This window comes from Sphingomonas sp. Ag1 (assembly GCF_000980895.1).
Taxonomy (GTDB): domain Bacteria; phylum Pseudomonadota; class Alphaproteobacteria; order Sphingomonadales; family Sphingomonadaceae; genus Sphingomonas; species Sphingomonas panaciterrae.
Genome location: NZ_LAZX01000079.1, coordinates 1 through 21,856 on the forward strand (window position 1 = coordinate 1; position 21,856 = coordinate 21,856).

The window sequence follows — 21,856 nt, forward strand, 5'->3', positions numbered from 1 at the left end:
GACCTACAACCGCTTCTCCCAGGTGCAGCGCGCGCCCGGGCTGAACAGCGAAAGCTGGCTGATCGATGGCGGGCTGGACGTCTCTTATGAGGTGGACCTGTTCGGCCGCGTCAGCCGCAACGTCGAGGCGGCGCGCGGCGACGTCGGCGCGGCCGAGGCGGATGCCGAGGCCGTGCGCGTGTCCGTCGTCGCGGAAACGACGCGCGCCTATGACGATGCGGCATCGGCGGCCGAGCGGCTGGCCGTGGCGGAGCGAATCGTCGCCTTGCTCGACCAGTCTCTGCGCGTCACCGAGCGGCGCGTTGAGGTGGGCATGACGACGCCGCTCGACGCGACGCGCATCGCCGCGCTGCGCGACCAGCGGCGCGCCGACGTGCCGACGATCGCTGCCGAGCGGCAGGCGGCGCTGTTCCGGCTGGCGACGCTGACCGGACGCACGCCGCAGGAGCTCCCGCCGGTCGCGGCACAGCGCGACCGGATGTTGCGCCTCGACCAGCCGATCCCGGTCGGCGACGGGGCAGGGCTGCTCGCCCGCCGGCCGGACGTGCGCGCCGCCGAACGGCGGCTCGCCGCGGCGACCGCGCGGATCGGCGTTGCGACGGCGGATCTCTATCCGCGCATCACGCTCGGCGGATCGATCGGGCAGACCAGCACGGGGCTGGGCAATCTGTTCGGCGGCGGGCCGCTCAACTGGCTGATCGGGCCGCTGCTGAACTGGAACCTCAATCAGGGCCGCGCTCGCGCGCGGATCGCCGGGGCGGAGGCCGACACGCAAGCCGCGCTCGCCACGTTCGACGGCACGGTGCTGACCGCGCTGGAGGAGACGGAGACCGCCTTGTCCAATTACAAGCAGGCGATCGAGCGGCGCGCGGCGCTGAGCCAGGCGCGCGAGGCGGCGGAACGAGCGGCGCGGATCACCCGCGCGCAGCGGCGCGAGGGGCAGATCGACAGCCTGTCGCAGCTCGACACCGAACGCACCTTTGCCGATGCGGAGGCCGCGCTCGCGCTGGCGGACGCGCAGATCGCGCGCGCCCAGATCGACGTGTTTCGCGCGCTGGGCGGCGGCTGGCAGACCGGGGGGACGGTAGCGCCCCCCGGCTGACCCGAATGCGGCTGATCGGCGCGGCATGATGCAATTGGCTGCGATGCGACTCGCAAAATCGCTTCTGGTGCGTTTAAGCGGTCGCCATGACGATGCCGACCGACGAGGAACTGGAAAAGCTGGGCGCTGCGTTCGATTTGTTCGCGCGCCGCTACAAGCTGGCGGAGGCGCTCGGGCCGGAAAAGCCGCTGAACGAGCTGGACAAGCAGATCCTCTCCTATGTCGCGAAGAATGACGGCTGCGGGCCGACCGATATCGCGCGCTATCTGGGGGTGGCCAACACCACCATCTCCTCCGCCACCGACCGGCTGGTGAAGCGCGATCTGCTTCGCCGGCAGCGGCCGGAGGCGGATCGGCGCGCCGTGGCGCTTCACCTGACGCCCGCGGGCGAGCGCCGGGTCGCCGTGCTTCAGGCGATGTATGGCGAGCTTCATCGCCGAATGCTCGCGCCGCTCGACCCCGTCGAGCGGCGGCAGATGATCGCCATGATGGCCAAGGTGGCAAATGACGACACTTGAATAGTACGAAGTTCGTGATACTTTCCTGACGGCGCGCAACGGCGTCGCCAGGAGAGGTTCATGGCAATCACGATCAACGGCACCCCGGTCGATCCGCCGGCGGATGCGCGCGTCTCCCTGCTCGATCTGATGCGCGACCGGCTGCATCTCACCGGCACCAAGATCGGCTGCAATCAGGGCGCATGCGGCGCCTGCACGGTGCTGATCGACGGCCAGCGCGCGCTGTCGTGCCTGACGCTGGCGGTGCAGGCGGATGGCCGCTCGGTTACGACGATCGAGGGGCTGGGCGCCGACGGGCTCCACCCGCTGCAACGCGCGTTCCTTGAGCATGACGGCTTCCAGTGCGGCTATTGCACGCCGGGCCAGATCTGCGCCGCCAGCGCGATGCTGGAAGAAGTCGCCGCCGGCATGCCGAGCTATGTGACGCGCGACCTCGCCGCGCCAGCGCCGCTGATGCGCGAGGAAGTGCGCGAGCGGATGAGCGGCAATTTGTGCCGCTGCGGCGCGCATAACGGCATCATCGACGCGATCATGGCGGTGGCCGGGGAGCAGGCGGCATGACGCCGGTGCAATATCGGCGCGCCGAGAGCGCGAGCGACGCGATCCGGCTGGCCGGCACCGCAGGGCACCGGCTGCTCGGCGGTGGCACCAACCTGGTCGATCTGATGCGCAAGGGCGTCGAGCGGCCGGACACGCTGGTCGATGTGACCGGCCTTCCCGGCGCGATCGAGGAAGCGGCGGACGGCAGCATCGTGATCGGTGCCGGCGCGCGCAACAGCGCGATCGCCGCTCACCCGCTGATCCGCGCCCGCTATCCGATGCTGTCGCGCGCGATCCTCGCCGGCGCGTCGGCGCAGATCCGCAACATGGCGACGGCGGGCGGCAACCTCCTGCAGCGGACGCGCTGCGTCTATTTCGCGGATGCCGCGGGTTCGCGCTGCAACAAGCGCGCGCCGGGCAGCGGCTGCGACGCGATCGGCGGCTTCACGCGCTATCACGCGATCCTCGGTACCTCGCCCGCCTGCATCGCCACGCATCCCTCGGACATGGCGGTGGCGCTCGCCGCGCTCGACGCGCGGGTGCATGTCGCCGGGGCGGAGGGCGCGCGCGTCCTGCCGCTGACCGACTTCCACCGCTTGCCGGGCGACCGTCCCGATATCGAAACGCAGCTGGCGCCGGGCGAGGTGATCGTCGCGATCGAGCTGCCGCCGTCGTGCCTCGCGCCGCGATCGGATTATCGCAAGGTGCGCGATCGCGCCTCCTATGCCTTTGCGCTCGTCTCGGTCGCGGCGGGGCTGGTGATCGAGAACGGGCGCATCGCGGAGGCCCGGATCGCGCTGGGCGGCGTGGCGCACAAGCCATGGCGGGCGTGGCGCGCGGAGGCGGCGCTGCAAGGCGAAGCGCCAGGCGAGGCGGCGTTCATGGCAGCGGCCGAGGCGGAGCTTGCCGCCGCCGATCCGCAGCCGGGCAATATGTTCAAGGTGACGCTGGCGACGCGGACGCTCGCCGCCACTCTTTCCGCTCTTTGCGAGGATCAGGCATGAGCAGGGTACAGAATGTCCTCGTCGGCACGGTGCGCAGCGCACTCGGCTGGGTTCCCGCGCAATGGCTGCCCGGTGGCACGCCCGATCCGCTGATCGGCCGCCGCGGCGCAGTGGGGCGGCAGGCGGCGCGGCTCGACGGCGATGCCAAGGTGCAGGGGCAGGCGCGCTTCGCCGCCGAAGTGCCGCTGGACCAGCTGTGCTACGCCGCGCTCGTCCACAGCACGATCACGCGCGGGCGGATCACGCGGCTCGACACGGCGCGCGCCGAGGCGGCCGATGGCGTGCTGCTGGTCGTCACGCATCACAACATGCCGCGCGTGTCCGGCCCCTCGCTGATCGCGATCACCGATCCGACCGCGGTGGGCAACAGCAGCCTGCCGATCCTTCAGGACGATCAGGTCCATTATAACGGCCAGGTCGTCGCCGCCGTCGTCGCGGAAACGCAGGAGCAGGCCGATCATGCCGCATCGCTGATCGCGATCGACTATGCTGCCGAGCCCGCCGAGACCCGCTTCGAGGAAGCGAAGTCCGGCGCGCGCATCATCCCGTCGCTACTGATGGAGCGCAATCACCTGTCGCTCGGCAAGGCGGAGCGGGAACTCGCCCGCGCGGCGCATGCGGTGGACAATATCTATCGCACGCCCTGGCAGAACCATAATGCGATCGAGCTTCACGCGCTGACCGTCGCGTGGGAGGGCGAAAAGCTCACCGTGCACGACACGACGCAAATGATCGCGTCGGAGGCGGCGACGCTGGCCAAATTGTTCGGCCTGAAGCGTGAGGATGTGCGCGTTCTCTCGCCCTTCGTCGGCGGCGGTTTCGGCGGCAAGGGCTTCTGGGATCATCAGGTGGTCGCCGTCGCGGCGGCGCGGATGGTCGGCCGCCCGCTTCGGCTGCAGCTCAGCCGCGAGAGCGTCTATCGCATCGTCGGCGGGCGAAGCGCGACCGAGCAGCGCGTGGCGCTTGGCGCCGATACGGAAGGCCGCTTCACCGCGCTGATCCATAACGGCTATTCGGTGATGCCGCCCTATGGCGCCTGCCCCGAGGCCTATACGCTCGGCACGCGATCGGCCTATCGCGCCAAGAGCTTTGAGATCCTGCAACGCCATATCGACATGGCGGTGGTGCCCAACACCTTCATGCGCGCGCCCGGCGAGGCGATCGGCACCTTTGCGCTGGAAAGCGCGGTCGACGAACTGGCGCACGAACTGGCGATCGATCCGATCGAGCTTCGCCTGCGCAACCTGCCCGACAAGCACCCGATCACCGGCGCGCCCTTCTCGCAACATGCCCCGGCCAAATCCTGGGCGGACGGCGCGGCGCGCTTCGGTTGGGATCGCCGCTCCGCCACCCCCGGCGCGCGGCGCGAGGGCGAATGGCGCATCGGCATGGGCTGCGGCAGCGGCAGTTTTCCTTATATCCGCATGCCCGGCGCCGCCGTGCGCCTGACGATCCGGCGCGATGGCGGCGCGACGCTCGCCTGCTCGGCGCAGGAAATGGGCATGGGCACCTCGACCGTGCTGGCGCAGCAGGTTGCCGACCGGCTCGGCATCCCGCTCGACGCCGTCGTGATCGAAACCGGCGATTCCGATCTGCCGCCGGCGCCGATGGCGGGCGGATCGGGGCAAAGCGTGTCGATCGCCGGCGCGCTGCTCGCCGCGTCGGAGAAGCTGCCGGGCGAATTGCTCCCGCTGGCCGGCAATGACAGCCCGCTGGCCGGATTGCGCCCGGGGGAGATCCGATTGGGGCAGAAAGGCATGGCAAGCGCGGCCGATCCCAGCCGGCACGAAAGCTTCCGCTCGATCCTCACCCGCGCCAATCTCGACGAAGTGAGCGTCACCGCCACCGGCACGCCGCCGCTGGAAATGATGAAATTCGCCATGCACTCCACCGCCGCGATGTTCTGCGAGCTTCGCGTCAGCGACGTGACCGGGGAAATCCGCGTCGATCGCCTGCTCGGCTCGTTCGATTGCGGCGCGATCCTCAACCCGCGCACCGCCGCCAGCCAGTTTCGCGGCGGCATGATCATGGGCCTTGGCCTGGCGCTCACCGAGGAGACGTTGCTCGACGAACGCAGCGGGCGGATCATGAACCCGACGCTGGCCGATTATCACATCCCCGCGCACCTCGACGTGCCCGATATCGAGGTGATGTGGACCGGCATCCCCGACCCGCGATCGCCGCTCGGCGCGCGCGGGATCGGCGAGATCGGCATCACCGGCGTCGCCGCGGCTGTCGCCAATGCGGTGTTCAACGCCACCGGCAAACGCGTGCGCGACCTGCCGATCACGCTCGACAAATTGCTGTGACGTGACGAGGGCGGCACCGTCGGTGAGAGTACCGCCGGTCGCCGCCAGATACCGGCACCACCGGCCCTGAAGGGGGCAATTGCACAACCTGGATTAAAGCATCCCGGCACAGGCTTTGCTGTCCGGGAACCGGCGGCCGTTCGGTGACTTACCAACGCATCGTTGACGTCAATTGAGGAAGACAGATGTCGCGGACGGCGACCATTGCCTCGCCACTTCGGGCCATTCCCCCGGCCAGTCCCTATGTCATCGGCCTACGCGACATGCTGCGCGATCGGGCGCCCCCCATCGCCCGCTTCGATGTCGGTGATCTCACTGTCGAGGTGAAGGCATCGCGCGATTCCATCTTTGCCATCGTGCGGCGTCCGGGCGCGGGCGGCCTTGCGATCCGCGCCGCCTTCCTGCCGGTCGAATTCACCTGCCGGAAGGTGCGGGCCCAGCCCGGCGAGGCGGTGCGGCTGCGTCTCACCAGCGCGATCGGCGAGCATCTGATCGGTTTTGCCGCGAACCGTGACACGCTGGAGCAGTTGCGGGTCATCACCCACTTCACCCCCGCGGAACCGATCGTCCTGCCCTTTGTGCCGCGCGACCTCTACCCGCTGGGCCCGCACGACGATCCGCTGCAGGCGCAGGGCACCGTCGCCGCGTCGCAGCGCGGGATCAACACCGGCCTCGTCTATTTCCGCCTGGACGAGCCGGCCTTCGGCAACGTCCTCTATGTCCAGAACCTGACCGCGCTGAACGACTATCTCCGCGCCACCGATACCAAGCCGCGCGAGATTGTCGGCGGTGTCTGGCCGGAGCTTGGCTGCAGCCTGCCGACGCCCCCGCCCAACGCTGATCCGGCGGAGGTCGCGCTGGCGGCCGGCCAGACGGTGACGCTGTCGGACGCGATCCTGATCGTCCGCCATCACGCGCCGCCACACGAACGCGCATCGGCGCGCCAGTTCGTCCAGATGCTGGGCGCCGCCTACCGGCTGCTGGATCTGCCGCCGGTCGACTATCGCGACTGGGTCGATCGCGCGGACCGCACCGCGCGCGACCTGGACGAGGCGCCGGAGGCGACGATCCGCCATTACGGCCACCGCTACGTCCATCCCTATACCGCGGCGGAATATCCCGACATCATGGTGCAGATGTCGGTCATCACCGCGCTGCACGACTGGGGCAAGTGGCGCGGGGAGGCGCATCCGCTGAAAGCGGCGCTGAAGGCCGGCCTGCGCAAATTCTATGACCCGAAGCTGCGTACGCTGCGCCGCTACCTGCCCAATGTCGGCAAGGACAAGAATGCCGACGCGGTCGACAGCTGGTACCTGTATCACCCGCTCGTCAACCTGGGCTTCCTCGCCCTCGACGGGGAGGCCGACGCGCGCGAGCTGTTCCTGGGGTCGATCGACTATGCGGTGAAGGCGGCGCAGCATTTCGACTATCAATGGCCGGTGCAATATGACGTCACCGACTTTTCGGTGATCGAGCGCGATGCCCCCGCCGACGGCCGCGGGCAGACTGACGTGGGCGGCGTCTACGCCTGGGTGATGCTGCAGGCGTTCGAACTGACCGACGACAAACGCTTTCTGGACGAGGCGCGCGCCGCGATCGACGCTGCGATGGGACTGCGCTTCAACGTCAATTACCAGGCCAATCTCACGGCCTGGGGCGCGGCGGCCTGCATGCGCCTGTGGCGGATAACCAACCAGGACGTCTATCGCGAACAAAGCTACGTCTATCTCGCGAGCTTCCTGCACAATGCGGTGATCTGGCAAAGCCGCCTCGACCATGCGGTGCATTACGAAACGTTCATGGCGGTCACGTGCCTGCAGGACGCGCCCTACATGGCCATGTACGAATGTTTCGACAGCTTCGTCGCCTTTGAACATTATCTCGACGACGGCGGCCCGGATCTGGAGCCGGAGGCGCGAATGCTGATTGCCGAATATGGCAAATACGCCCTGTCGCGCGCCTGGTATTATTATCCCGACGCGCTGCCGCCGGAGGTGATCGCCGATCAGCAGCGGGAGAGCAACGGCCATGTCGACCGCGCGCTCTCCTTCCCGCTGGAGGACCTGTACCCGGACGGCCAGCCCGCCGGGCAGGTCGGGCAGGAGGTCTATGGCGCGGGCGCGGCCTTCATCTTCTGCACGCGCGCCTTCCACCATGTCGAGGGCGCGCCGTTCCTGCTGTTCTGCGACAATCTGGTCCGCGCGGTGGAACGGACCGGCGATCATTCGCTGACAATCCTCCTCGACGGTGGGGAGACGTGCGTGGCGAACCTCCGGCTGGTGCGGCTGAAACGGCGGACGCTGCCCCGGAGCAATGTCACCACCGCCGGGGGCGACGCGATCCGCCCCCACACGGTCTCCCGCGACCGGATCGACTATCACGTCCCGGCGAACGGCCGCCTCATCCTCACCTGGGAATAATCATGCTGATCGATCGTCGCGGTCTTGCCGGCAAACGCATCCTGCTGACGGGCGGGACGACGGGCTTTGGCCGCGCGACGCTGGCGCTGCTCGCCGCCGATGGCGCGCGCGTGCTCACCTTCGGGCGCGATCGCGCGGCGTTGGACGATGCGCTCGACGATGCGCGGACAAGGGTGACGGGGGAGGGGGAGGTCAGCGGCCTCACCGCCGACGTGGCAACCCGCGCCGGCATCGACGCGGTGTTCGCGGCGGTCGACGAAAGGCTTGGCGGGCTCGACATGCTGGTGGCCTGCGCGGCGCTCGGCGCCCAGCCGATCGACGAGATGGGGGACGACGACTGGCGCTACGTCGTCGACACCAATCTGGTTGGCTATCTCGCCTGTGCCCGCGCTGCGCTCACCCGGATGAAACGCCAGGAGGGCGGGCACCTGCTGTTCGTGGGTCGATCAGCGCCGAGGTCAAGGCGGTGGGCGAAAGCGTCTATGCCGCCACCAAGGCCGGCATCCAGGCCTTTGCCGAAACGCTGCGCAAGGAGGTCGCGCACGTTGACATCAAGGTCAGCGTGATCCAGCCCGGATCGGTCGATACCGACATGCAGGAATGCAGCGGGCAGGAGCGTGCCGCCGCGCTCACCGATCACCGGATGCTGCACGCCCGCGAGGTGGCGGAGGCGATCCACTTCATCCTGACCCGCGGCCCCGCCACTGACATCGTCAACCTGCGGATCGAACCGCGTCTTCAGAAAACCGCCTGATCGCGCGCCGACCCGGCCCGAATGGTTTGTATATTCCGGTTCGTGCCACGATGCTCTTCCGCAGCACTGCACTGGCCATGTAATGGGAGAGGATCGATGACCATGACCGACAACAGGGCTGAATCGCAGCTTCAGCCGGTCACGGCGCGTGCGGTCAGCTATTCCGGCATCGGCGGTCCTGATGTGATCTCGATCATCGAGCGCAGCGTCCGTGCCCCCGCCGCGCGCGAGGTGCGGCTGCGGGTTCATGCCGCGGCGGTCAACCCGACCGACATCGCCTGGCGCGACCCGGGCCGTCCCGACGGCCAGTGGCCGCTGATGCCCGGGATGGATGCGGCCGGGGTGGTGGAGGCGATCGGCCCTGACGTCATGCGCCTGTCGGTCGGCGACAAGGTGATGGCGGCGGTCCTGCCGGGCGGGCCGGACGGCGGCGCGCAGGCCAGCTACGTCGTCGTGCCCGAGGCGTCGGTGGTGACGATCCCCGCCGACACGTCCATCACCGAGGCGGCGACGCTGCCGATGAACGGGCTCACCGCGCTGTGTGCGCTGGACCATGCCGGGCTGTCGGCGGGCCAGGTGCTGGCGGTCAGCGGCGGGGCGGGGCTGCTCGCGCATTATGCCATCGCCATCGCCAACAGCCGCGGCATCACCGTCGTCGCCGACGCGAAGCCGGAGGAGGAGGATCTTGTGCGCGGCTATGGCGCCAGCATCGTCATCCCGCGCAGCGATGATTTCGCCGGCGCGGTCCGCCAGGTGGTGCCCGATGGCGCCGACGCGCTGCTCGACACCGCGCTGCTGGGCGAGGCGGGGTTCGGTGCGCTGCGCGATGGCGGGGTGTATCTGCCCGTGCGCGGCTGGAACAAGGGCGCCGAGCGCGGCATCGCGGTGAAGCCGGTCTGGGTCCGCACGGTGCTGGAACGGACCGACTGGCTCGAATTGCTGCGCAGCCTGGTGGAGGACGGCACGATCACGCTGCGCGTCGCCGGGGAATTCCCGTTAGAGGAGGTCGCCCGCGCGCAGCAACTGCTCGCCGCCGGCGGGATGCGCGGACGCCCGGTTCTCGTCATGTAAGCGGACGCACAGCCCGCCCGCATCACTGCTGGCCGGAATGTACCCGGCACAGCCGTAGGGCGCGGCCGATAGCGCCCGCACCCAGGCCAAACATCGCCGACAATATCACCAGATAGGCCGGCCCCGCGGCCTTCGCTGGCCCGTGCATCTGGTGGTCCGCGGTCTCGACCAGCAGGACCAGCGACAGACCGCAAAAGGCGCCCCATCCGACAAGGTGCCAGATCGCCCCGTCGCGCCGCGACCGCCACGCCGCCCACAGCAGCAGCGCGGCCACCGCAAGCTCGTCCAGCGCCATCGGAATGAACCGCGCACTGCCCCCGAACCGCGCGACTTCCCCCGCGATCAGCAACGCCGCGACGCAGCAGGCCAAGATGTTCAGCATCCTCATTGCCCGGCTGATAGGGACGGCGAGCGGCGCTCGGCAACATCCGTTGGCGAAACCCGCTCGACGCCGCTGCCGACATGCGGCAGGTGATCTGCCATGAAGAGACTTGCTCCAGCGGTCCTCGCCGCATTGCTCCTCGCGCCGACCGCCGCCGTCGCTGCCGGTCAGACCACCCCCGCCGTCTCCCCGATCCTCACCACGCCGGACGCGCAGGACGTGCTGTCCTACGCCCGGCCAGAGATCGCGCGAGTGACCCATGTCGATCTCGATCTCGCGGCCGATTTCGCCAGCCAGACGATGAGCGGCACCGCCACGCTCGACGTGCTCGCCGCGCGCGACGCGAAGGAGATCGTGCTCGATACCGACGGGCTGCAGATCGCCTCCGTGACTGACGCGAAGGGCCGCCCGCTGGCGTGGAAGGTGGGCGCCAGCGAGACGTACAAGGGCGCGCCGCTCACCATCCAGCTGAACGGCGCCAGCCGGATCGTCATCACCTATCGCTCCGCGCCCAATGCCCGCGCGCTGCAATGGCTGCCGCCGCAGCTGACCGCCGGCAAGAAGAAGCCGTATCTGTTCAGCCAGGGCCAGTCGATCAACAACCGCAGCTGGATCCCGACGCAGGACAGCCCCGGCATCCGCCAGACCTGGACCGCGAAGATCACCGTGCCGGCGGACCTCGTCGCGGTGATGAGTGGCGAGCGCCTGACCCCTGAGGGCGAACCCGCGGCAGGCGGCAAGCGCAGCTATCGCTTCGCGATGGACAAGCCGGTGCCGCCGTACCTGATTGCGGTGGCCGTCGGCGACCTCGTATTCAAGCCGCTGGGCAAGCGTACCGGCGTCTGGACCGAGCCGTCGATGCTCGATCGCTCGGCCTATGAACTCGCCGATACCGAGAAGATGGTGGAGGCGGCGGAGGGCCTCTACGGGGCCTATCGCTGGGGCCGCTACGACCTCCTCGTCCTGCCGCCGTCCTTCCCGTTCGGGGGGATGGAGAACCCGACGCTGACCTTCCTGACGCCGACTTTCCTGACCGGCGATCGCGCCAATGTCGGCCTGGTCGCGCATGAGCTGGCGCACAGCTGGTCGGGCAATCTGGTTACCAACGCCACCTGGTCGGACAGCTGGCTGAACGAGGGCTTCACCAGCTATTTCGAGAACCGGATCATGGAGCGGCTCTACGGCAAGGAGCGCGCCGATGTGGAAGCGGACCTGACCTGGGACGAGCTGGAGACGAACTTCCGCGCCGCGGGCGGCCGCACGACGCCGGGCACGCGCCTCCACGGCGATCCCGAGGGCGGGCAGGTCGATTACACCAAGGGCGCGATCTTCCTGAAGACGATCGAGGAGACGGTCGGCCGCGATCGGTGGGACGCGTATCTGCGCTCCTATTTCGATCGCCACGCCTTCCAGCCGCAAACCACGGCGGGTTTCCTCAAGGACCTGCGCGCGAACCTGATCCGCGGCGATCAGGCGCTGGAGGCGAAGCTTCAGCTCGATCGCTGGGCCTATGAGCCGGGGATGCCCGACAATGCGGTGCATGTGAAATCACCGCAGCTGGCGGCAGTGGAGCGCGCCGCCGCGGCCTTCGCGGCGGGCGGGCCTGCGTCGGCGATCGATACGAAGGGCTGGTCGACGCAATTGTGGCAGCGCTTCATTGCCCGGCTGCCGCGCACCCTGCCGGCTGAGCGGCTCGCCGATCTCGACCGCACGTTCCGCCTGTCGGAGCAGACCAACGGCTATATCCGCTCGGCCTGGCTCGAGCTGGCCATCGCCAACCGCTACGAGCCCGCGGTGCCCTCGATCGAGCAGTTCCTCACCAGCGTCGGGCGCACGTTGCTGGTCCGCCCGCTGTATCAGGGGCTGAAGGCGCAGGGTGACTGGGGGATGACGATCGCACGGCGCGTCTATGCCAAGGCGCGACCGACCTATCATCCGGTCACCGCCGGCGCGATCGACAAGGTGTTGGGCGAGTGACGGTCTGCCGCTGCGCACCCGCTCTCATGTGACGGGTGTGCAGCGGCTCAATAAGGTGGCTTGGCGCGCGCGCGCTGTTCGCGGGCGGCAGCCGCCCACCAGGCGAGATCGTCGGCGAAACGGGGGAAGGCGCGCTCCAGCGAGGCGCCGCCATCACCGGTTGGCCGGCCATCCACATCCAGCGCACGGCCGATCGCGCCCACTGCCAAGGTGCTCGACACCACGACCATGCCCATTTCGCTGAGCGTCGCGTGCCAGGCGACGCTGGCGTGCGCGCCCGCGAGGCGGCCGGCCGAATAGCTGGCGATGGCGGCGGGGCGCCAATACCATTCCTCCAGGAAGTGATCGGTCAGGTTCTTGAGGCCCGGCTGCTGGCCCCAATTATATTCGCCCGTGACGAAGACGAAGGCATCGGCCGCGCGGATCTTGCCGGCGAGCTCTTCCATCGCCGCCGGTGCCTCGCCCGCGGGATATTCCTTGTACATGCGGTCGAGCATCGGGAGGCCGACCGCCTTGGCGTCGATCAGCTCGACGTCCGCCCCCCGCGCGGCAAAGGAGCGGACGAGATAGTCGGCCAGCCGGATGCCCTGCCGATCGGAACGGTAGGAGCCGTAGAAGATCAGAATGCGGTCAGCCAAGGCACGTCTCCCGTGAAGCGTGCGTTGAATACCAGCGCTGCCCCCCGACGTCTCGATCTTTGCTTGTGACTATTGCAGCCAGGGGGCGATCAGCGCCGGATAAGGGTCGGTCGCGGTGACGCGGCCCATCGCGATCGCCTGAGCCTGCGCGCGCGACACGTCGCTGGTGAAGTTGGGCAGAACGTAAAGGTCCCGCGCCATGACCGCGGCATAGACCTGCTCGACCAGGTCGGCGACCGGCAGGCCGCTGTCGACGCCGGCACGCATCACCGCCTCCAGCGCGGCGAGCACGGGATTGTCCTGGCGTGCCTTCAACTCGTCCTGCAGCGCGGCGTGGCCGGTCTTTTCAGGGAACATGATGTTGGACTGCACCACGCCCGGCATCACGATCGTTACCCCGATGTTGGACACACGCTGAGTCAGGAGATCAAGGTAGAGCGCCTCGGTCAACGCGACGACGGCGTGCTTGGTCATCGAATAGGTGCAGAAGCCCGGATTGACCGTGATCCCGGCCCCGGACGCGATCGTGACGACATGCGCGTCATGTCCGCCGGCGATCATCCGCGGCACGAACGCCTTGATGCCGTGGATCACCGACCGCTGATTGACGCCGATCACCCAATCATATTGCTCCAGGCTGACCTCCCATGTCAGCCCGCTGGCGAAGACGCCGGCGTTGTTGATGAGGAGATTGATCGCGCCAAAGCGATCATGCGCAGCATCGGCAAGGGCAGAGACATGCGTCCAGTCCGACACGTCGGCCGGCACCGCCAGCACCTCGCCATGGCGCGCGAGATCCGCGGCTGCCTCCGTCAATGCGTCGGCACGGATATCGGAGATGACGAGCCGCGCCCCGCGTGCCTGGGCGCCGCGGGCAAGCGCGAGGCCGATCCCACTGGCCGCGCCGGTGATGACCGCAACCTTGCCGTTCAGGTCGCGCATCATGCCGGCACGTCCGCGGCGTGGGCCATCAGCGTCTGGTGGATCGGCAGTAACGCCTCCGAGTCCCAGCTGATCCGCTGCCCCACGGTGATGCCGCCATCGACCAGCTGATGCGTGCCGGTGACGAAGGCCGCATCGTCACTCGCGAAATAGAGCGCGGCACCGGCGATATCCTCCGGCCGGCCGGGCCGGCGCAAAGGCTGCATCCGTTCCGCCGCGTCGGCCAGTTCGCCCGTCATCTGGTCGGCGGCGGCGCGGCTGAGGCCGACCGACATGCCAAAGATCGGCGTGACGATGACGCCGGGGCAGATCGCATTGATGCGGATGTTGGCAGCGGCAAGTTGCGGTGCGCTGAGCTTGGTAAGGTGGATCACGCCGGCCTTGGCGACGCCATAAGCCAGCCCCCAGCCAGCCTCGAGCCCCGCAATCGAGGCGATGTTGATCACCGATCCCCCGCCGCGCGCCTGCATCAGCGGGGCGGCATGTTTCGTGCCGAGCATGGGCGCGCGCAGCAGCAGCGCCATGGTGGAATCCCATCCCTCCACCGTCATGTCCATCGGGCCGAGCGGCGTGCCGCCGGCGCCGGCATTGTTGACCAATATGTCGAGCCCGCCGAACGCGGTGGCGGTGGCCGTCACCGCAGCGGCAATGTCCTCCTCTCGCGTGACGTCGCAATGCTGGTAGGCCACGGCGTCGGGAAAGCGCCGGCCGAGCATAGCGCCCTTTTCATCCTGGACGTCGGCGACGAGGACGCGTGCGCCCTCCGCGATGAACCGCTCGACGATCCCCAGGCCGATGCCAGAACAGCCGCCGGTTACCAGCGCGACCTTTCCGGCGAGCCGCGCGGTGCCTGTGGCAACGCTCATCGGGCGGCGACCTCGGACAAGAGGGGACAGGCGATCCCACCGCACAGCTCGAGCAGCGTCCTCATGGCATCCTCCCCTGCACGGCCCGGCCGGCAATTAAGTCATTCGACCTATTTTGCCGAGGGGTATGTCACGGCGCGGAGCCAAGTCAATGGCGCGCCGTGGCGAGCCATGCAGTGCCTGATCCAGTTTGGCGTCGGGAACGCGGCGGCGCCTGATGTATTCGAAAACCATGGCAGCAGCGCAAGGAAGCAGCAGCGCGGCGTTCCGGACGCGCGTCGACGATCGGGAAACAGGCGCGGGCGCGGCGGGCGATCGGCCGCTTCGGGTGGTAATCCTGGGCGGCGGGTTTGGCGGGCTGGAGGCGGCCAAGGCACTGGCAAGGGCGCCGGTGGAGATCGTGCTGATCGACCGGCAGAACCATCATTGCTTCCAGCCGCTGCTGTACCAGGTGGCGACCGCCACGCTGAGCCCGTCCGATATCGCCTGGCCGATCCGCGCGATCCTGTCGGGGCAGCGCAACCTGACGGTGCTGATGGCGGAGGTGGAGAATGTGGATCCCGACCACCGCTTCGTGCGCACCAGCGGGGGCGATTTTGCCTATGACCGGCTGATCGTCGCGACCGGTGCAACGCATGGCTATTTCGGCAACGAACATTGGGCGCCGCACGCCCCGGGGCTGAAGCGGATCGAGGATGCGACGGAGATCCGACGCCGCATCCTGCTGGCGTTCGAACGCGCCGAACTGACGGGCGGGCGGACGGCAACGGCGGGAACCTGCACCTTCGTGGTGGTGGGTGGCGGCCCAACCGGCGTGGAGATGGCGGGAGCGATCGCCGACATGGCGCGCGAGGCCCTGCCGCGCGATTTCCGCCATGTCGACCCTGCCTTGTCGCGGGTCATCCTGGTCGAGGCGGGCGAGCGGCCGCTGGCGAGCCTGCCCGAGGAATTGAGCGAATATGCGCGCTGCGAGCTGGAGCGCCGCGGGGTCGAGATGCTGACCGGCGAGCCCGTCAGTGACATCGGGCCGGATCAGGTGACCGTGGGCGATCGGCGGATTGCGGTGGACGCGGTGATCTGGGCCGCAGGCGTGGCGGCGTCGGACGCGGCGGACTGGCTGGGAGCGGACAAGGACAAGGCGGGCCGGGTGAAGGTGGAAGCCGACCTGACCGTGCCGGGCCGGCCGGAGATCTTCGTCGTCGGCGATACCGCCGCAGCGACCACGCCGGATGGCGAGCCGGTGCCAGGGATCGCGCCCGCGGCCAAGCAGATGGGCCGCTATGCCGGCGAGGCGATCGCTGCTGAGGCGGCGGGGCGGCGCGCGCCTGCGCCATTCGCGTACCGGCATCAGGGCGACCTGGCCACGATAGGGCGCAAGGCGGCAGTGGTGCATTTCCCGCGGCTGACGCTGAAGGGCTTTCCTGCCTGGGCCGTATGGGGCGTGGCGCACGTCTATTTCCTGATCGGGATGCGCAATCGGCTGGCCGTCGGGTTCAACTGGCTGTGGGATTACCTGACCTTTGGCCGGCGCGCACGGCTGATCACCGAACCCGCCGAAAGCGCGCGGCACTGGAAGGCCGAGGATCTGGATGGCGCAAGCGCGTCATCGCGCGCAGCCGTGGCGAGCCGTTAGTCGATCCAAAGCGTGTGCGCGTCGATGCGCAGCTTCAGGATCAGGCGGGCGGCAGCGGCGCGGGCAGTGAGTTCCTGCGCGCGTGCCTCGTTGGCCTGACGCTCCGCATAGAGCCGGTCGGCGAGGTCGATCGCGCCGAGCTGCTGCCCGCGCGCGGCGAGCGCGGCGCTGCGTTCGGCACGCTCCACCGCCGCGCCGGCCGCAAGCCAGGCGGTCTGCCGCGCGCGGAATTCGGCCACGTCGGCGGCGGCATTGCCGCTGACTTCGCGTTCCACCACCACGCGGTCGGCCTGCGCGGCCCCAGCCTCTGCTGCGGCCTGATCCGACAGCGCGCGGCGGTAGCCGCCGCCCAGCGGGAGCGAGGCGAAGAGGCCGGCCCCCTGTTCCTCGCCGCCGCGCTCGCTGAACAGGCGCACGCCGAGCGAGGGATCGGCAACGCGGTCGGCGCGGGCGCGGCGCGCCAAGATCGACTGGCGTTCGGCGGTGCCGGCGGCGGCGGCGATTTCGTGACTGCGCGCGACGATCAGCCGTTGCAGCTCCAGCAGCCCCTCCGGCGGGATGGTGGGGGCAGCCAAAGACGGGGCCTCGGTGGGCAGCGGCAGGTCGGGGAACCGCGTTTCGAGCAATGCGCGGGCGCGATCGCGGACAGCGGCGGCCTCCGCCACTTGCGCTTCGGCCAGCGCGAGCGCGGCACTGGCCTGTTGCAGGTCAAGTTCGGCCGCGTCGCGCACCTGAACCCGGCGCTCGGTCGCGGCGACCAGCGCGCGCTGGTTCTCGACCAGTTTCGCCGCGTTGCGATGAAGGTCGGCGGCGAGCAGCCAGTCGTACCACAGCGTCGCGAGCGAAAGCGCGGCCTGATGCCGGGCATCCTCCATCCGGTTCTGCGCCACGTCGATGCCGAGCGCTCCGGCGCGGCGATCGAGCGCGGCCTTGCCGGGCAAGCGGAAGGCGCGGCTGATCGTCGCATCATATTCGACGAAATTGCCCTCGCGATCGACGCGGCGGCGCGACAGCGTGCCCTGCGCGGTGATTTCGTGCGGGCCGCGGCGAAGCGCCTCGGCCTCCGCCTCCGCCCCGCTGATCCGCGCGGTCGCCGCCTCTACGCCAGGTGCATTGTCGAGCACGCGGATGACGAGATCGGAGGGCGGCAGATCGGTGGTTTGTGCGGTCGCAGGCAGCGCGGCGCCCGCGAGCAGCAGCAATGCCCATTTCATGCGACGCGCCCCCCGTCCAGAATGGCGACGCTATGCCAACGGAACGGCAGGCGGCGGCGAGTGGTGGTGGCGATGTCCAGCGCCCGAGCCATCTGGTCTGCCGGGATATCGAGCGTGATGGCGATGCGGGCGAGCGCGCCGGCGACCCGCTCCACCGTGCCAGCGTCATCGAAGTCACGGCCGAGCACCGTTTCCGCGCGCTGGTGCACCGGCACATGAAGCGTATCGCGCAGGCCGGCGGCGATCGCCTCGGCATCCGCGACACCACAGGTCAGGGTAAGCAGCACCCGGCTCATGCGGACAGCTCCTGTTGGCGTTCGCCAAATCGTTCAAAGAGAATGGGAAGAAGGACGAGCGTCAGCAACGTCGAGGTGACGAGGCCGCCGATCACGACGATCGCCAGCGGGCGCTGGATCTCCGAGCCCGGCCCGGTCGCGAAGAGCAGGGGCACGAGGCCGAAGCCGGTGATGCTGGCGGTCATCATCACCGGGCGCAGCCGGCGTTCGGCGCCGGTCCGCACCGCCTGCGCCATCGGCATGCCATCGGCGCGCAGCTGGCGGAAATAGGCGACCAGGACGAGGCCGTTCAGCACCGCAATACCAAGCAGGGCGATGAAGCCGACCGAGGCGGGGACCGAGAGGTACTCGCCCGTCAGCCACAAAGCGACGATCCCGCCGACGGCGGCGAAGGGGATGTTGGCGAGGATCAGCAGCGACCCGCGCACCGATTTCAGCGTCACGAACAGGACGAGGAAGATCAGCAACAGCGCGATCGGAATGACCGTCGCCAGCCGCGCGGAGGCGCGCTGCTGGTTTTCGAACTGCCCGCCCCATTCAAGGCGGTAGCCCTGCGGCAGCGGGACTTCCGCAGCAACGCGGGCCCGGGCATCATCGACATAGCCGACGAGATCGCGGCCCGAGACGAACGCCTGCACCAGCGCATAGCGCGAGCCGCTTTCGTGATCGATGCGGATCGGCCCCTCGGTCTTCTCCACGCGCGCCAGATCGCTGAGCCGGGCAAGCTCGCCGCTGGGCGTCGTCACCTGGAGGTCGGCAAACCGAGTAGCGTCGTCGCGCGTGCCGTCATTGCTGCGGATCATCACGGGGACGCGCTTCTGCCCCTCGGCGACGATGCCCGCGGGCAGCCCCTCGAGCTGAGCGCGCAGCGTGTCCTGCAACTGGTCGATCGGCATGCCGGCGCGCCCCGCCGCGGTGCGATCGATATCGAGCTGGAGATAGTCGATATTCTCGTTGGCGACGGTCAGCACCTCGGCCGCGCCTGGGGTGGATTGCAGGACGTGCTGGATCCGCCCGGCCAGCCCGGCAAGCGTCTTCAGGTCGGGGCCGAAGATCTTGACCGCGAGGTCACCGCGCGCGCCGGTCAGCATTTCGGCGACTCGCATCTCGATCGGCTGGGTGAAGCTGGGGTCGAAGCCCGGCATTCCTTCCAGCGCGCGGCGCATTTCGGCGACGACGAACTCGCGATCGCCGCGCCATTCGCTGGCGGGCTTCAGCGTCACGAACAGGTCGGTTTCGTTGAGCCCCATCGGATCGAGGCCAATCTCGTCAGTGCCGGTGCGCGAGATGACGCCGGTGACTTCGGGCACCTTGCTGATCAGCTCCCGCTCGACGCGTGAGGTGAGGTCGAGCGAACGGTCGAGGCCGACGGTCGGCAGCTTGGTGATCTGGATCACCACCGATCCTTCGTCCATCGTCGGCATGAACGTCTTGCCGACCGCGCCATAGGCAAGGCCCGCGATGACCAGCCCGACGCCCGCCAGGGCATAGACCAGCTTCTTGCGCGCGAACGCGCCCGTCAGCAGGCGATGGTAGCGCGGGGCAAGCATCCGCATGACCCAAGGCTCGCGATGATGGCCGCTCTTGAGGCCATAGGAAGCGAGCACCGGCACCAACGTGAGCGCGAGCAGCAGCGACCCGGCGAGCGCGAACATGATGGTGAGGGCGACGGGGGCGAAGAGCTTGCCCTCCAGCCCCTGCAGCGAGAGCAGGGGCAGGAAGACGAGCGCGATGATGACGATGCCGGCGGTCACCGGCACGACAACCTCCGCCGTCGCGCGATAGACGATGTTGAGCCGGGGGGCGTTTTCCTCGCCCGGGCGGTTCAGCCGCTCGACGATATTCTCGACCACCACCACCGCGCCATCGACCAGCAGGCCGATCGCGATGGCGAGGCCGCCGAGGCTCATCAGATTGGCCGACAGCCCCATGCCGCGCATGAACAGAAAGGTGGTGAGCGCCGCCATCGGCAGCGTCGTCGCGACGATCGCCGCCGCGCGCCAATCACCCAGGAACAGGATCAGAAGCACGATGACCAGGATCGTCGCCTCGATCAGCGCCTTTTGCACGGTCTGCACCGCGCGACCGACCAGGTCGGAGCGATCGTAGAAGATCGTGATCTTCGTACCCGTGGGGAAGCTGCGTTCCAGCTCCGCCAGCCGTTCGCGCACGCCATCGACGACCTTGCGCGAATCGGCGCCGCGCAGCGCCATGACAAGGCCCTGAACGGCCTCGCCCTTGCCGTGCGCGGTGACGCCGCCATAGCGGGTCAGCGATCCCGTGCCGACAGTCGCGACGTCGCCGATCCGCACCACCCGCCCGTCGCGGGCGACGACCGCCATCGCCTCGACATCGCTGACGCTCTGGATCGCGCCGACCGCGCGGACGATCAGCGCCTCCTCCCCCGCCGCGATTCGGCCGGCGCCGTCATTGCGGTTGCCGCGCATGATCGCGTTGCGCAGGTCGTCGACCGACAGGCGCGCGGCGGCGAGTGCGGCGGCATCGGGGCGGATCTCATAGGTGCGCACGAAGCCGCCGAGCGCATTGACATCGGCGACGCCCGGCACGGTGCGCAGCGCGGGGCGGATCGTCCAGTCGAGCAGCTCGCGCTTCTCGGCGAGCGACAGCGGGCCGTCGATGGTGAACATCAGCACGTCCGACAGCGGCGTGGAGATCGGCGCCATGCCGCCGGTCACGCCTTCGGGCATGTCGGCCATGACGTTCGCCAGCCGCTCGCCGACCTGCTGGCGCGCCCAATAGATGTCGGTGCCGTCGGTGAAGTCGATCGTGATGTCGGCGATGGCGTATTTGGCGGTGGAGCGAAGCGTCGCCTGATTGGGCAGGCCGAGCGTTTCGAGCTCGATCGGGGCAATGACGCGGGTTTCCACCTCCTCGGGCGTCATGCCCGGCGCCTTCAGGATGATCTTGACCTGCGTCTGCGCGATATTGGGATAGGCGTCGACCGGCAGCGAAGCGTAGGCAAGCGCGCCGAGCACGCCGACCACCAGGGTCAGGCCGATGACGACCAGCCGATAGGATAGCGACCAGGCGACGAGCGATCGAAGCATCAGTTCTGCCCTGCGATCGACTTGAGCTCACTCACCCCGGCGACGGCGATCTGCTCCCCGGCGCGAAGGCCCGAGCGGATAACGATCATGCCATCGGCGCGGTCGCCGGTCGCGACCGTGCGCACCGCCGCGCCTTGGGGCGTGCGGACGAATACGCTGGGCTTGCCGTCGACATCGGTGACGGCAGCGGCGGGAACGGCGATCGCGCCGTCCGACGCGGGCACATAGAGGGTGGCGGAGACCGCACGGCCGGAAACCACCCCGGCGCTGGCGGGGACGCGCGCGCGCAGGGTAGCGGAGCGGGTCTGCGGATCGATCACGCTGCCGACGCTGGTCACCTCACCGCGCACGTCATCGCCGCTTGCGGCTGGCACGCGCACCGACATGCCGGGGCGCACCTGGCCCAACAGCCGTTCGGGCAGCTGCGCGGTCAGCTCGTAACGCCCCTGCGCATCGATGACATAGGCGGAGGTCGCCTCGCTCACCGGGCTGCCGGTGGTGATCGTGGCGGCGGTGATCTTGCCCGAAATCGGCGCGGTCAGCGTGTAGCTGCCGCGGTTGGGCGATCCGTTGACGAGGCGGACGATGCGGCGCTGCTCGTTCAGTTCCGCCTCCGCCTCGCGCAGCGCGGCGCGCGCCTCGTCAGCCCGCGATCCGGCGATGACGCCTTCACGGGCGAGCTGACCCAGGCGGCGGTCGTTGGCGCGGGCGACGGCGACGCGGGCCGACGCCTGGTCGATCCCGGCGGCAAGCGTGAACATCTCGCGCGCGGCGACGGTCGCCAGCGGCTGGCCGGCGCGCACGCTGTCGCCCTCCACCACCATCGTCCGGGTGACGACGCCCGGGATCACCGCAGCGACCGCGACGCGGGCGTTGGGCGGGGGGGCGAGCGTGGCGGGGACGGTGGCGACAGGCAGTTCGCTGACGCTTTCGACCGGGGCGAACGTGACACCAATCCGGGACAATTCGGCCGCCGACAGGGCGAGGGGGGACTTGCCGGCGGCCGCGGCGTTGCTGGTGGCGGCCTCATTGCCGTCCTCCGGTATCGCGTCATTGCCGCCGCACGCCGCGAGCGCGCCGAGCAATGCGAGAAGCAGCGGCTGTCGCCAGTTGCCGACCATG

At 69.2% G+C, this 21,856-nt stretch carries 17 protein-coding genes and 1 pseudogene; 10 read left to right on the plus strand and 8 right to left on the minus strand.

Annotated elements, in window-relative coordinates; genetic code table 11:
• The 8 genes and pseudogenes from XM50_RS03660 to XM50_RS03695 all read left to right on the plus strand — a co-directional run.
• The coding region (locus XM50_RS03660; protein WP_046407449.1) for a TolC family protein at positions 1 to 1,102 on the plus strand (1,102 nt) is incomplete at its 5' end.
• An 86-nt stretch (positions 1,103 to 1,188) separates the two neighbouring features.
• Positions 1,189 to 1,620, plus strand: a complete 432-nt coding sequence (locus XM50_RS03665; RefSeq protein WP_046407451.1) for a MarR family winged helix-turn-helix transcriptional regulator — start codon at positions 1,189 to 1,191, stop codon at positions 1,618 to 1,620.
• 60 nt (positions 1,621 to 1,680) lie between these two features.
• Positions 1,681 to 2,181: a 2Fe-2S iron-sulfur cluster-binding protein gene (locus tag XM50_RS03670; RefSeq protein ID WP_046407453.1), complete on the plus strand. Its 501-nt coding sequence runs from the start codon at positions 1,681 to 1,683 to the stop codon at positions 2,179 to 2,181.
• The gene (locus tag XM50_RS03675) at positions 2,178 to 3,164 is read left to right on the plus strand and encodes an FAD binding domain-containing protein (protein ID WP_046407455.1); all 987 of its coding nucleotides are present in this window, start codon (positions 2,178 to 2,180) and stop codon (positions 3,162 to 3,164) included. Before XM50_RS03670 ends, XM50_RS03675 begins: the two co-directional genes overlap by 4 nt.
• On the plus strand, positions 3,161 to 5,473 hold the full coding sequence (locus XM50_RS03680; protein ID WP_046407457.1) for a xanthine dehydrogenase family protein molybdopterin-binding subunit: 2,313 nt from the start codon (positions 3,161 to 3,163) through the stop codon (positions 5,471 to 5,473). The genes XM50_RS03675 and XM50_RS03680 overlap by 4 nt, the downstream gene beginning before the upstream one ends.
• 185 nt (positions 5,474 to 5,658) lie before the next feature.
• Positions 5,659 to 7,893 (plus strand): hypothetical protein, encoded by a 2,235-nt coding sequence (locus XM50_RS03685; protein ID WP_046407458.1) that lies wholly within the window; start codon positions 5,659 to 5,661, stop codon positions 7,891 to 7,893.
• A gap of 2 nt (positions 7,894 to 7,895) precedes the next feature.
• Positions 7,896 to 8,647, plus strand: a pseudogene (locus XM50_RS03690) (SDR family oxidoreductase).
• A gap of 96 nt (positions 8,648 to 8,743) precedes the next feature.
• Positions 8,744 to 9,718, plus strand: coding sequence for an NADP-dependent oxidoreductase (locus XM50_RS03695; protein WP_052742404.1), 975 nt, complete (start codon positions 8,744 to 8,746; stop codon positions 9,716 to 9,718).
• Between the two features lie 22 nt (positions 9,719 to 9,740).
• On the opposite strand, the gene XM50_RS03700 is transcribed toward XM50_RS03695, so the two are convergent.
• Entirely contained in the window at positions 9,741 to 10,100 is a 360-nt protein-coding gene (locus tag XM50_RS03700; protein WP_046407459.1) for a hypothetical protein, read from the minus strand.
• Positions 10,101 to 10,199: 99 nt separating this feature from the next.
• Between XM50_RS03700 and XM50_RS03705 the strand changes: the two genes are divergently transcribed.
• On the plus strand, positions 10,200 to 12,077 hold the full coding sequence (locus XM50_RS03705; RefSeq protein WP_046407460.1) for a M1 family metallopeptidase: 1,878 nt from the start codon (positions 10,200 to 10,202) through the stop codon (positions 12,075 to 12,077).
• A 47-nt stretch (positions 12,078 to 12,124) separates the two neighbouring features.
• On the opposite strand, the gene XM50_RS03710 is transcribed toward XM50_RS03705, so the two are convergent.
• From XM50_RS03710 to XM50_RS03720, 3 genes are all read right to left on the minus strand, one after another.
• Positions 12,125 to 12,715 (minus strand): NADPH-dependent FMN reductase, encoded by a 591-nt coding sequence (locus tag XM50_RS03710; RefSeq protein ID WP_046407461.1) that lies wholly within the window; start codon positions 12,713 to 12,715, stop codon positions 12,125 to 12,127.
• Positions 12,716 to 12,784: 69 nt separating this feature from the next.
• A complete protein-coding gene (locus tag XM50_RS03715; RefSeq protein WP_052742406.1) occupies positions 12,785 to 13,660 on the minus strand; it encodes an SDR family NAD(P)-dependent oxidoreductase in 876 nt (291 codons plus the stop codon).
• Complete coding sequence (locus XM50_RS03720; protein ID WP_046407462.1) at positions 13,657 to 14,523, minus strand: SDR family NAD(P)-dependent oxidoreductase; 867 nt, start codon at positions 14,521 to 14,523, stop codon at positions 13,657 to 13,659. Before XM50_RS03720 ends, XM50_RS03715 begins: the two co-directional genes overlap by 4 nt.
• A 217-nt stretch (positions 14,524 to 14,740) precedes the next feature.
• Here XM50_RS03720 and XM50_RS03725 point away from each other — a divergent pair, with 217 nt between their 5' ends.
• Positions 14,741 to 16,156 (plus strand): NAD(P)/FAD-dependent oxidoreductase, encoded by a 1,416-nt coding sequence (locus XM50_RS03725; protein ID WP_231621842.1) that lies wholly within the window; start codon positions 14,741 to 14,743, stop codon positions 16,154 to 16,156.
• Here XM50_RS03725 and XM50_RS03730 read toward each other — a convergent pair.
• Genes XM50_RS03730 through XM50_RS03745 form a run of 4 tightly spaced genes read right to left on the minus strand, consistent with a single transcriptional unit; the run spans position 16,153 to position 21,855 of the window.
• The gene (locus tag XM50_RS03730) at positions 16,153 to 17,370 is read right to left on the minus strand and encodes a TolC family protein (RefSeq protein ID WP_046407463.1); all 1,218 of its coding nucleotides are present in this window, start codon (positions 17,368 to 17,370) and stop codon (positions 16,153 to 16,155) included. The genes XM50_RS03725 and XM50_RS03730 overlap by 4 nt on opposite strands.
• Positions 17,367 to 17,666, minus strand: a complete 300-nt coding sequence (locus XM50_RS03735) for a hypothetical protein (RefSeq protein ID WP_046407464.1) — start codon at positions 17,664 to 17,666, stop codon at positions 17,367 to 17,369. The genes XM50_RS03730 and XM50_RS03735 overlap by 4 nt, the downstream gene beginning before the upstream one ends.
• Complete coding sequence (locus tag XM50_RS03740; protein WP_046407466.1) at positions 17,663 to 20,734, minus strand: efflux RND transporter permease subunit; 3,072 nt, start codon at positions 20,732 to 20,734, stop codon at positions 17,663 to 17,665. Before XM50_RS03740 ends, XM50_RS03735 begins: the two co-directional genes overlap by 4 nt.
• Positions 20,734 to 21,855, minus strand: coding sequence for an efflux RND transporter periplasmic adaptor subunit (locus XM50_RS03745; RefSeq protein ID WP_046407468.1), 1,122 nt, complete (start codon positions 21,853 to 21,855; stop codon positions 20,734 to 20,736). The genes XM50_RS03740 and XM50_RS03745 overlap by 1 nt, the downstream gene beginning before the upstream one ends.
• Between the last annotated feature and the right edge of the window lies 1 nt (position 21,856).